Source organism: Streptomyces sp. NPDC017991, from assembly GCF_044328075.1.
Taxonomy (GTDB): Bacteria; Actinomycetota; Actinomycetes; order Streptomycetales; family Streptomycetaceae; genus Streptomyces.
In genome coordinates, this window is record NZ_JBIRGP010000019.1 from 96,592 (window position 1) to 109,694 (window position 13,103).

At 70.6% G+C, this 13,103-nt stretch carries 4 protein-coding genes; all 4 read left to right on the plus strand.

The annotated features are described in order from the left end of the window. The first annotated feature begins 77 nt into the window (after positions 1 to 77). The 4 genes from ACH4DZ_RS40590 (at position 78) to ACH4DZ_RS40605 (ending at position 13,087) form a co-directional block, all read left to right on the plus strand. Positions 78 to 2,075 (plus strand): CHAT domain-containing protein, encoded by a 1,998-nt coding sequence (locus tag ACH4DZ_RS40590; protein ID WP_398294137.1) that lies wholly within the window; start codon positions 78 to 80, stop codon positions 2,073 to 2,075. 150 nt (positions 2,076 to 2,225) lie between these two features. Next, positions 2,226 to 6,236 (plus strand): hypothetical protein, encoded by a 4,011-nt coding sequence (locus ACH4DZ_RS40595; protein ID WP_398294139.1) that lies wholly within the window; start codon positions 2,226 to 2,228, stop codon positions 6,234 to 6,236. Positions 6,237 to 6,296: 60 nt separating this feature from the next. After that, a complete protein-coding gene (locus tag ACH4DZ_RS40600; protein ID WP_398294140.1) occupies positions 6,297 to 8,231 on the plus strand; it encodes a hypothetical protein in 1,935 nt (644 codons plus the stop codon). 14 nt (positions 8,232 to 8,245) lie between these two features. Further along, a complete protein-coding gene (locus tag ACH4DZ_RS40605; protein WP_398294142.1) occupies positions 8,246 to 13,087 on the plus strand; it encodes a hypothetical protein in 4,842 nt (1,613 codons plus the stop codon). Positions 13,088 to 13,103: the final 16 nt, after the last annotated feature.

Consider the following 13,103-nt stretch of genomic DNA (forward strand, 5'->3'; position numbering starts at 1 on the left):
TTAAGTAATTTGGCATCTGTTCAGAATGGGAAATGTAAAACCGAAGGTGATTGCGAGAAAATACGGCAGGTAGCGACATGATGCGATCCGCATTGCTCACCATCGATCAACGTCACTGCCGCGGCGGCGCGGTCGACGGCCGTCCGACATCGTGGGTGTGGGAGCTGTGGCGGCCCGAGACCTTCCGAGCCGAGTTCACTCCCGTACGGCTGAGCTGTGTCGACCTGGCCGAGCTGGACCGGCTCCACGCGCTTCCGCAGCGGATCGCCGCACTGCGCGGGAAGCCGGGCGGACTCGCCAGGATCGAGGACGAGGTGCGGCGCGCGGGGGAGTGGATCGCGCGAGTCGGGCTGGGAGGGATGACACACCATCTCAAGGCACTGGGTCCGGCCGTGGTGCGGCTGGAACTGCCGTCGCAACTGGCCGGCTTCGAAGCCCTGCCGTGGGAGCTGGGGCTCGTGGACGGCCGGCCGCTGGCGCTGCACGGCACGACCGTGGTGCGCGGCGCGCGATCGTCGTCCGAGGCCTTACACGACCCGCCCGAGCTGCCGCCGCGCCTGCGCATGCTCGCCCTCTTCAGCCTGCCACGGGCCACGGCCGCCCTGGACCTCGGGGCGCATCGCACTGCCCTGCGCGGAGAGCTGCTCGCGCTCGCGGCGGGCGGACGGGCCGGTGCCGCGCCCCTGGAGCTGAGGACGAGGCAGTTCGGCGTGGGCCGGGCAACGCTCCGCGGCATGCTCGACGAGGCGGACGGGTGGGACATCGTCCACGTCGTGGCCCACGGCCTTCCCGGGACCCTGCGCCTCGAACTCCCGGACGGTGGCGAGGACCCGGTGGCCACCCGGGATCTGATCAAGCTGCTCGGCAGGTTGCGGAACCGCGTGAGGCTGGTGTTCCTGTCGGCGTGCTGGTCGGGCGGCCAGGCCGCCGGGCCGGACGGCGCGGGCTCGGACGGCGCGGGCGAAGAATCCGGGACGGCGGCTCACACGGGGCGTGAGGAGGGTGACGGGGACGTCTTGGGCGGGGCGGGCGCGGCGCACCCGGCGCTCACTTCGCTGGCCTCGGCCATGGCGGACGAGCTGGGCTGCGCGGTCGTCGCGATGCGCTTTCCCGTGGGCAACGACTTCGCGCTGGCTTTCGCCGTCCGTCTGTACACACGCCTTCTTCGCCATCGCCACACCCTTCCCCAGGCTCTGCACAAGGCCCTGGTGGAGACCGTCGACGATCCCGAACTGGGCGAGAGTCGCTACCAGTCGTTCTCCGCCGCCACGCCCATGCTCTACGGTGCCGCGGCCCTCGACCGGGGACTCCTCGACCGGCCCCTGCTCGGCGGGCCCCTGCCCGGCCGCTACCAGGGCAACGCCGGACCACTGCCCGACCGGCCCGCCTCCTTCGTCGGACGGCTGCGCGAGATGATCGGCGCGAACACCGCGCTCGCCCCCGCGAGCGGCGTGCCCGGTGCGGTGATCCACGGCGAGCGGGGGATGGGAGCCACGACGTGTGCGGCGCTTCTCGCGCACGATCACCGTGAGGCGTTCTCCACGATCGTCTGGCATCCGAGACCGGAATGGGCCGAAGCGATCACGCCGTCCTGCGCCGACCCGGTAACCGATTTCATGCGCCATCTCGAAATTCGGCTTCCCGGACTCGCCGGTCTCTCGGACGATCTCTCCTGGACCGAGGCGATGGCGCGTATCGCGGGCCTCCGCGTTCTCGTGGTCGTCGACGCCACCGACCGCGTCCACGATCCGCGCTGGGCCGAAATGATCGAGGCCCTGGCCCTGGCCTCGGCCGAACGCCCCGGCAGGCTTCTGCTCACTGCCCGCACCGACCTGCCGGAGATCGCGCCGGCCCTGCGTCGCGTGCCTCTGCCGCCGCTCGAACCCGCCGAGATGCGGCAGATCATCCGTACCCTGCCCCGCCTCGGGCCGATCCACCGTGCCCGGGAGACCTCCCGGACCGCCGATCAGGTGCTTCGGCGGGCAGCGGGGAATCCTGGGGTATTGCACGAAGCGGAGGCATGCGCGGGGACTCAGGAGGAACTGAATGCGTGGTTGCGTGGGCGGAGCGCCTGAAATCGCAATTACCTTCGAATGTCAGCGGTTCCCGATCTCGGTCCGGAGGATTTCGCGAGCTCTTTTGCCGCTTCGGGGTGCGTACCGTCCGCACGGGACTACCCTGCTCTCCATTGGCATATGCGAGGGGTTCTTGGGGGGACTGAGAACATGCCGGGGGAATACGACGCGTTACTGGAGGTCCTGGATTTCGCCAAGGAGAAGGGGGAAGCGCCACGCTGGCGGTGGCGGCTGACGCGTCATCGCGGGCAGCGGACACCGGTCGTCGCGGACGTCGACCTGGCGCCGGGAGCGGACGGGGACTCCGACCTTGAGGACTACCGCTTCCTGACGGACCCGTACGACTTCATGCGGCACCGGGCACTGTACGACGAGGGGGAGACCAACACCCTGCGTCGACTGGGCCGTTGGCTGTGCACGTCCGTGCTCACCCCGGCCATATGGCAGGAGCTGCCCACGGAGCGGCCGTCGACGGTGCTGGTCAAGCTGAACGGGGACGGCCCCGAACGTGAGATCGTGCGGTACCCGCTGGCCCTGGCGGCCGACGAGAGCGGCTCCCTCGCGGACCACAAACTGACGTTCGTGTACGACGTGGCGGCCGAGGACAGTTCGACGCGGATCGATCTGAACTACCGGGCCAAGGACAACACCCCGCTCCACCTCGTCGGTGTCTTCAACCGCACCGAGGCGGGCGAGCCCCTGGACATGCACGCCGAGCAGACGCGGGTCTTCAAGACCGTGCGCAGGCTCGCCGCCCAGGGCGAGGGCAGGGACATCACCCTGAACGCGCTGGCGTACCACGTGACGCACGCCCGGCTGAAGGACCGGCTGGAGAGCGCCAACCGGTCCAGCCGGCACCAGGACTCCAAGCCGTGGCAGATGATCCTGCACCTGGCCGACCGGGGCGCCCCCGGAACCTGGTCGGCGATCGACCGGAACCACCGGAAGACCTCGCTGAGCGCGGACCGGCTCATCCAGATGCTGCAGCCCGGGGGCAACGACCTGCGGTTGAGGCTGGCGGTCGTCACCACCCGGCCGGCGGGCAGCCCTTCTCTCGCCGACCAGTTGGAGAAGTTCGACATCCACTCACTGCGGCCGGCCGCAGCCGACTCCCCCGCCCAGGGACCCGAGCACGAGCACGACGACCCGTTGGCCTTCGAACTGGCCCGAGGGCTGAACTGCGCGGTGCTCGCCTTCCGGCACCGGATCGCCGACCGGTCCGCGATCGACATCGTCGAAACGGTCTACGAGAAACTCCTGCAGCAGCACCTCACCCTGCCGCAGGCCCTGGCCGAGGCCATCGCGACGCACCGCGAATCGCTCGCGCCCGTGGATGTCGCCGCTCCTGTCCTCTACGGTGCCGACGCGTGCGGCCTGAAGGTGGAGCCGCCGCGGCGCGAGACGGGCAGGTACAAGGGCGGGCCACCCCGGCAGCACGCCGCTCCCCGCCTCGTCGGACACCACGAGACGATGTGGACGGCCAGCGAGATCTTCTCCCGGCCCCGCGAGGGTGATGTGAACGGCGCCGTGCTCTACGGCATGGACGGAGTGGGCAAGACCACCTGTGCCACCGAGTTGATCAGCCACTACGCGGACGACTACCGCACCGTCGTGCAGTACCCGCCGGTGGGGCGGACGATGGACGCCGATCCGTCCGAGGCGCTGAAGGACTTCGTCGGCATCCTGCTGGCGGACGGCGCGATCAAACAGGCCTTCGAGGAACGCGGCGAGAACATCCCGGGCCCGGCGGGGCTGGAGCGCTTCCTCGCGGACGGCATCGCCTTCGACCGGTTCTGCACCGACATCGCCACCTGGCTGACGCGCAGCGAGGACTCGAATGCCCTGGTGTTCCTGAGCGGGGTCAAGAACCTGCTGTCTCCCGGGAGCAACTCCGGCCGGGCTTCCTGGCTGCACCCGTCCTGGGAGCAGCTGATCGCGGCCATGACCGGTCCCGCGGCGATGGGCTTCCGGTTGCTGATCACGAGTCCGTACCCGCTCGACCTGGGCCCCCGTATGCCGGACGTGCTCGTGCCGCTGCTGGCGCCCGCCGAGGCGTTCCTGTACGCCCTGAGTCTGCCCCATCTCGGTAAGATCATCGGCGCGGCGCCCAGAGCCGTGCCCGCCCCGGCGAAGCGCAAACTCGTCCACGACGTGCTGTCCCTGGCCGACGGCCATCCCGGCCTTCTCCAGTACGCGGACCAGGAGGCCCCACGGGGCGAGGCACATCTGCGGAGCCTCGCCGACACCGGGATCGAGCAGCTGGCGGAGGACGAGCCGGGCCGACGCCCCGATGCCTGGCGCAAGATCGGGGAATGGGCGGTCGACGCGCTGCGGCGCATCCCCGGCGCCGACCCCCACTACCTGCTGATGCTCGTGCTGTGCAGGCTCAGACCGGTGGACCGGGTCCTGCGGCGCCGACAGGGGGATCACTCGGTGCCCTGCCTGCTGTCCCAGATCTGGGCCGCCCTGCGCGGCAGTCAGGGCGGCCGGCTGCCGGTGGCCGAGGAGCTGGAAGCGATGCTCAAGGAGCTGCGCCGGGAGTCACTGGTCGACCTGATCAGGCTGCCCGACGCGGGGCGTGCCGACACGTTGATCCAGGTGCGCATCCATCCCGCGGTCGTCGACGCGGCGGGCCACAGCGATGTGAAGCTGGGGGACGGGGCCTCACTGCGGGCGGAGGTGGACCGGATCGCCATAGAGCACACGGCGGAACGCGCGAAGGAGGCACTGCGACACCGGCTGTACGGCGGGTCGGCCGAGGTGCAACGGCTCATCCGCAGGGCACTGCCCTACCTGGAACGCTGCGGAGACTGGGACACGCTCCTGGTGCTCATGGCCGTACTGATGGCCAGGTCGCGGCGGGACTACGGCCTGGACGACATGATGAACCGCCTCAGGCGGGTCCGGGCCCGCATGTCGGACGTGGACTCCGCGCAGTCCACCATGGCCACACGCCTCCTCCTGGTCCTCGACCGTCTGAATCACGGTGACCGTCCCGGGCTGTCGGTCCTGCTGGGCGAGGGCCCCGGTGACGCCGTCGTGGACAGTTCGCCCGTGGCCACCGCGATGGGAGCGGGAATCCTCAGGGGCCTGCGCGACACCGGCCGCCTCAAACGGGCCAGGGAGGTGGGCGGCGACTATCTCCAGCATGTGGACCGCGGCGGCCCCGTCAGCCTGATAGCCGGCGCCGTCGAGACCGAGTTGCTGAGGGTGATGGTGGATCAGGGTGAGCTGCGACAGGCGCTGGAGGGGTCCGCCGCGGTCTTCGAGGCCCTCGTCGACGTGCGCTTCCGTGACACCGCGCACGAGGACTGGGCGGACGGGGAGATCCTGCGCAGGAAACTTTTCACCATCCGCCGCGACTGTCACGTGCTGCTCGCGGAGGCGCACGAGTCGACGGCCGGGGGCGGTGAGTGCGGTGCCGAGCCCCGCGCGGCCCACCGCGAGAGGGCTCTCACCGCCCACCGCCGGCTCGGGCAGTACCTCAAACTCGCGGACCCGCCCGAGAAGGACTGGCATCTGCACACCGTGGAGGGCTGCCTCACGGGGCTGGACGACAGGCTCAAGGGGGACGGGGAACAACTTCGCCTGCTGGACGACGAGTTGACCGCGCCTCTGGCCGAGGTCGAGCGATCCGGCGACATCGCTCTGCGCGCGATGATCGACGTGGCCCGCGCCCGGATCTACCGGGAACGGGCCTGCCGGGCCGACCGCGAAGGGTTCCCGAATGAGGCGCACCGTGTCATGAAGGTCGCGCGGGACTACGAATTCCAGGCGCTGCGTCAGCTTTACGTGGGGGGCACGCCCATGGACGTGGGAGCCTGCCACCGGCGGATCGCCGACGATCAACTGATCTGCCCCTCCGATCGGTTGACGTCGAGCACGCCCGTCCACCAGATGTACGCCACGCTGGTCGGCGACCTCACCGGGGCCTATCTGCTGCGCCTCCGCAAGCAGGACGAGGTGTTGTGGCGGCCCGCGACTCCTGACCGCGGGCTGCCTTCCACGTACCAGGAACTGTGCGCACGCGTCCGCGGCGATCTCGGCCTCGCAGAGGAGGGCACCATGTCCGGCGCACCGGATCCCGAGCGTCTGCTGCGCAGACTCGTCGACGAGGAGGCGGAACTGACGGACGCTTTTCGGAGACTTTTCGCCGGATGACAAGGCTCCTTCGATGACAAGGCTCCTTCAAAGGAGTGCCAGATATCAGGGGTGGGGTGAATGGTGCACGTCGTCCACCTGAGGCTCGAAGCCGCCGAAGCGGATTCCGCGGTGGCCTATGACGTCGAAGCGACGATTCTCTCGGGGGACGAGATCGTCAGGAGATCAGAGGTGATCACCATGCCGCTGAAACCGGAGGAGCCGAGCGCGGGCGAGGAGTTGTGGCGCGCCCTGGCCGGATTCTTTCCCCCTCGTGCCGACGCGGCGCCGGACGAGGGGAGCGGCGCCCCGACTCTGGCGGTCCTGCGGCTGCACGCTCCCGAGCTGCACGACGTCGACTGGGAGGGCCTGGCCCGCGCAGCCGTGGAAGCGGGCGTGACCCGGCCGGTCACCGTGCTGCGGAGTGAGGTCGGAGCAGGGAATTTTCAGCCGGGCGAGCCGACGCCGTTCCACGATCTTCCGCTGCGGGTACTGGTCGTTGGGGTGGATTCGAGCAAGGAGCAGGGGGCGGAACCCGCATGGCATGAAGACGTGGCCGTGCACACCGCACTCTCCGCGCGCGCCGAACGGTGGGAGGTCGACGTGCTCCCGGGGCCAGTGAGTCACAACTCCCTTTCCGAAACTCTCAACGGCATCCAGCCCCATGTACTTCACCTGGCCGGCTGGGCCGCCCGGGATCTGCTGAGGGACGGTTCCGACGGTCTCGGCGGGCTCAACCTCTCCTCCGTCCGGCTGGTGGTCTCCAGCAGTGACGCCGATCCGCCGGAGGCACACCGGCGGCTTCGGCCCTACGTGGAGGCGGACGCGCTGCATCCGGCGCTGGCCGCGGTGTCCTTGACACCCGCGCCGGAGCACAGCTGCGAACGGTGCTCCACACTTGAGGGCGTACGCGACCTGTGTACGCCGGTGGAGGCGCTGTACACGGCACTGGCCGAAGGCCGGAGCATCGATGAGGCGGTCACCCGTGCCACCGCCGGTGCGGGCGACTGCGCGACCGCCGCCTCGGTCACGGTGAACTGCCTCCCGGACCGGGTCCTGCCCGTGCATCCGGCTCCGGTCGAGGCTGCCGCCGACGCCTCCGACCAGGACGAGGATCTCCACGACCTCTACAGGCCGCTGGTCGGGGCCACCGACCGGGTGGCGCAGCGCAGAACCGCACTGGACTGGCTGGAGCTGGGTGCGGCCGTCAAGAAGCTGATCGTGCTGTCCGGGGACGGCACCGGGGGACGTGCCGGGACGACCTGCCTGATGCTCTCGCTGCTCCAGGTCTGGGAGCGGCGGCCCGGCTGCCGGGCGCTCTACATGAACTTCAGCGAACTGCGCCGCAGTGTGCCGCCCCGGCACGTCGGAGCCCTGCCGCCACCGGCGCCGAACGTGGTCGTCGAGACGGTGGCCCTGCTGGCCGAGAGCATCAGGCGGGACAGCCTGCGCAACGGCGGCTGGGACATCGACGAAGACCTCGAATGCCTGGTGGCCCGGGTCGACGCCATACGCCGGGACCACCGCAACGGCGGTCGCAGAGCCACACTCGACGCCACGCGGGACAACCTCCTCGGCGCCGCGACGGACCTGGTCGTCAAGCTGGCGCCGCCCGGCACCCACCTCGTACTCGCGCTCGACCACTTCGCCAAGGGCGACGCCGATACCGAGGCCGAGCGGCGCGAGGCCCCCGGTCTGGTGGCCGATCTCTTCAACACCGTCCTGCACAGTCGCGGTGCGGTGAGCGTCGTGGTGACCGCGGAAGATCCGGAGGGCGAGGCGGCAGCATGGATCGATCGCTTCGACGCGACTCGCCGCCCCATCCGACTCCAACCGTGGCCACAGGCGCGTGCCAGATCCCTCCTGCGTGAACTCGGAGTTCGGTTGCGGTACGACTGGCATCACAAAGAGGAGTGGCGGGCGATGGTGGTCAACAACCTGGGAACGGTCTCCGGTGATTTCGGACCGGCCTTCCTGGAAGACGCGTATTCGGCCGCCGTAACCCAGATCGGCTGAGAGGGGGCGAGGGTATGGGGATCAGGTCACGCGCCCTGGAGACCGGGTTCGGCACCTACGTGGAGCCGTACGAGCTGTTCCGAGGTTCACGCGAGCGAGATCCGGTGCGCTACGAGGTCCTGAAGCGCTGCAGTCTGATGACCTGTGTCAGCCAGTCCGCCTTCGCCGCCGCCACCGACGACCTCGACTACTCCTTCGCGAAGCTGCGGCGCGTGCTCGTCCCTCACCACGGCGAAGCCGGCTGGTTCCAGATCAACGAGATGACCCGAATGGGCGCTTGGGCGGCCTGGTGGTACGAATCCGAGGGCATCGATCCGAGCACCGACCGCCCCGTCGGCATGGCCGAGACGGCGTCACGACTGGCCGGCCACCTCGCCACCGTGAACGGTGACACCGCGATGGTGGAACGCCTGCGGCTGCTGGCGGTGGCGGGCGACCGGGACGGGGTGATCGCCCAGTTCGACAAGTGGTACGCGGCGTTCGAGCGGGTGGCCGACTTCACGGTCTGCCGGCGACTGGCGCGGGCCGTGGCGCCGGACGACCTGCGGGAGTTCGCCCCCGAGGGGATCTGGGAGGACCTGTGGGACCGCCGGCAGCGGGCCGAGTCGCGTCTCACGATGAGCGCGGGGCTGCACGAGTACTTCGAACAGACCAGGGACTATCTCTCCCGACCCGAGCTGGAGGGCATCCTGGAATCGGCGGTCCTCGGCACGGATCCGCCCCGGACCGGGATCACCCAGGAGAACATCCCACCCGGCCCGCCCCGGGTGATCCACATGCACGCGCCCGGCGGCATGGGCAAGAGCACGCAGCTCGCCTGGCTCGTGGCGAGGTACGGAGCCCAGCAGGACCCCCCGGTGTTGTCAGCGGTCTGCGACGTCCAGACGCTGGTCCCGGGCCGCCTGCTGGCCCGCCCGACCCTGCTGCTCGTGCAGATCGCCGACAAGTTCCTGGCCCAGGCGCGAGCGCTCGGCATCGACCGGCGAGCAGAACAGTTGCGTACGTTCTGCGCGCGTTACCGGGAATACCGGCTGGAGCTCGACCCGAAGTTCGACAACCCCGACGACACCCCGCTCCAGTGGAATTCGGCGCCGCCTCCGGAACGTATGGCCGACGACTTCATCGACGCGCTGAACGACATGGCCCGGGCGCCCCTGCTGCTGTGCCTCGACACCACGGACGAAATCCTGCAGGCGGGCACGGCCGAACTCGAAGGCCTGCTGCGGTTGCTCGGCCGTCTCGCGGGGAAGGTCCTCTGGCTGCGTGTCGTGCTCTCCGGCCGTGCCGACGTCACCCGGCGGCCCGTCTTCCGGGAAGCCTTCAAAAAGGTGCCGTGGAGGGCACTGGAGCTGGGGCCGTTCACGGCCTGCCAGGCAAACCGCTATCTCCGGGACCTCCGGTGCATCGACGCCGGACAGGCCGAACGCATAGTGAGCGTGTGCGAGCAGGACGTCGAGGGGTCGCCCGTGTTCACCCCCCTCGTTCTCGCGCTGCTGGCCGACACACCGTCCGAACTGCCGTCCGTCACAGGTGAGTCGCTCTACCTGTTCGTCGTGGACCGGGAACTGAACAACATCGAGGACCGGCGCATCCGCCGCGCCCTCGACTACTGCTCGGTCGCCCGCCATCCCACCCGGGAGTACTTCGCCAATGTTCTCGTCCCGCTGCTGGACACCGGGCGGAGTACTGGCGAAGGCGCCCCGGACGACGAGGATCCCATGCGGTTGTGGGACAAGCTGATCGAGTACGCGAAACGGTCGGCGTGGATCAAGGCCGAGGACAAGCGCCTGTTCGTGCACGTGAACGTACGGCGTGAACTGCGTCAGCGCATGCGCTCCGACCCCGGTTCGGACTGGCGCCGGCTCCACCGCGACGGCACCGAACGCTGCGCCGAACTCGCCGAGCGAGCGGTCAGGTCGATGCAGCCGGAGAAGGCGGCCGGGTGGGTCGCCGAGCAGGTCTACCACCAACTGCACGATGCCGCCGAGCGCACGCGGGACCACCGGGACAGGCTGGCCTCGGCGGCGCGGACCTGGCAGCAGGAAGTCGCCCGTGCCTGGCAGCGGGGAGCCTTCGCCACCGTGATCGACCTGGCCGACCGGCTGCTCAGCGCCGACCTGGAGACCGCGGAGAGCGAACGGGACGGACTCGGCGAGCCCGACCCCCGCGTGATGCCGCTGCAGCTCTGGTACGACATCGCCCTGGAGCGGGCCTACGGTGAGCTCCACGCCGTGCTCTACGGCGGCAGCCACAGCTGGTGGGACGTCAACCGCTATCTGAAGCTGGCCCGCAAACGGGCCTGCATGACCATCGACGGTGAGCCTCCGGTGCGGCCCGACGAACGACGTGCCGAGCTGATCGCCGCCGCCCTGAAACTGTACGAGGGGACGAGCACCGGCGCCGCCCAGGTGCGGGAGGCCGACGAGAAACTGCGGCAGGTCCTCGACGCGTACGCCGCCGACCCGGGGTCCCGCGACAGCCTGCACGACCTCTGGGCCGTCGACGCCCGGCTCCTGCTGGCCGGCTGCCGGGTCCGCATCGGCCGCACCCAGGAGGACGGCAGCCACAGCCACGCACAGGCCGACGGCGCGTTCACCGAGGTGTTCGACGAGGCGGTCCGGCGGCAGACCCCCCAGGCGCTGCTGATCGCCCGGTACGCGGTGCAGGAGTGGCAGCCGGCGGACCGCCCGGACCTGGTACGCGGTTGGCTGCGGCGTTACGAGGCGGAGTACCGGGCTCACCACGCGGAGCACGCCGGCCGGACGCCGGACTGGGTGCTGCTCGCCGGAGCGGAGGCGGAGCTGAGGTCGGGGGCGCCCTTGTCGCGAGAGCTGCCCGGGGGGTCGGCTCTGGACGCCCTGGCTCTGCGTGCCGACATCCTGCGGGCCAGGTCTCATCTGCTGGCCGGTGATCCAGGGGCCGCCGAGTCCCTGCTGAGGGAGTTGACCCTCCCCGCGGTGTCCGGTCAGGTGGAGCCCGGGCCCGCCTTCGACACGCTCATGGCCCTGGCACAGGCCAATGCCGAGATGCTGGAACTCGAACGTGCCGAGACCTGTGCCGAGATGGCCATGAACCGCGCCCCTGGTGACGAGGAACGACTGTCGGTCATGGCGTTGCGCGCCTCTACCGCACTGGCCGTGGCCGGCGACCTTGCCCTGGCCGACCGGTGGATCGCCCGCGCCCGGCCGCTGCGCGAGGATCCGCGGGGTGCGGCGGGATCGGCCGTCAACCGCGCGGAGTGTGTGCTGCTGCACCGCTGGAGGCGCACGGACGACGTGGCCGCGCTGCTGGCTCGCTGGGCCGCGGACCTCCGGGCTCGTCGCGACGGCGTCCGAGGACAGGGCCCGCCGCCGAGTCCCGCGGAGTGGCTCGCGTACGGGCTGCACGCACTGGTGTGCGGGCTGCCGCAGGAGGCCAAAGTCCACCTCGCGACGATCACAGCCGCGCTGGAGTCCATTCCGGAGACGGGCCGCAGGCTGATGCTGCTCGCCGGCGAAGTACGGCTGTACGGGCCTGTCGCCGACGAACCCCTGCTGGCCGACAAAGAGCGCGTCGACGCCGGCCGCCGCTTGCTGGCCCGGCGCCGCGCCGAGTACGGCGAGGACCCGCGCACGACCGGGCTGACGGCACTGTGGGCGGCCCAACTGCACGCTCGACTGCTGGGTGCCGGCCCCGGGGTGACGGCCGAAATGCGCACGGCCACCGAGCGGTTGGGCTCGGACAACGGTCAGGTCCGTGCCGCGTGGCTGCGCCTGCACCGACTGCTGCCCGCCGACCTGGCGCCCGCACCCCTGCCTTTGGCCGACGCCCACGAAGCCCAACGGCCCGCCCTGCGCGCCGCCGACATGCTCGCGCGGGCGCACCACGCACGGCGGAGGCAGGCGCGCAGGACCGCGGCCCAGGCCGCTGAGCTCCTCGGCCCCGCCACCGCGATGCCCACGGAATGGCATCTGAGCGCCGCCCGCCACGGCGCCGACGTCGGTCTGAGCACAACCGAACTGGCCGAGCGGCTGCGCACACCGCTGCTGGAGGAGTCACGCCGCCAGAACCTGCAGTTCGCCCTGCAGCGGCTCGGGCGCTACGACCGGGAGCCGCTGCCCGTCGGCGAGCCCGACGAGACCTGGCGGAAGGCCTGGGCGGTGCTGGACCGTGAGGCCTCGGGGAATGTTCCGGCGCACCTGAGGCAGGCCGTGCTGAGGGCCGCCACCGAGCGGCCGGTCACCCAGATCGAGATCGACGTCCGGGGAGACACCGCCGTCGGCGGCGTCCCACTGCCCCAGCCCACCGCGGCCAAGACGTCCGCGGTCTCCGGCGGGCCCGTCGTCTGGCGGGTGACGGAGAACTTCCTGCTCTCCGACGCCGACCCCGAAGCGGGCCCGGACACGGCGGTCGACGTCATCCTGTTGCACGGCGAGATGCGGCCCTTCGACCGCGGAGCGGCCCTTCGCCTGCCGGGCAGCGCCCGGTCCATCCGGCCCGAGGACGTGGACCAGGCCGTGCGCAGGCTGTGCGAGCGCCGGCGGCAGCCTCCGCCGTTGCTGGTGTTGGACGCCCTGCCGCAGGACACGGCCGACGGCCGCGAGTCGCAGCTGCGTGACCTGTTCGCGTACCAGCTGCATCTTCTCGGTTACGTACCGGCGGTGCTGGCCTCCGGCCCGGTGCGGTCCGACCCGGACGGGACCTGGCGCGCGGCGGCGCTCGGCTACGCCATCGGCTTCGGTCGGACCGCCGAGCAAGTGGCCGAACGGCTCCAGCAGTTCGCGTCGGACCACGGCGTGGGGGGTCCCGCGGCGGCCCGTGTCCGACTGCTGTCGCACATCCCGAAGGAGGAGATGTTCGGCCTCGGCCTGCTGTGAGAGTGCCGACCGGGCC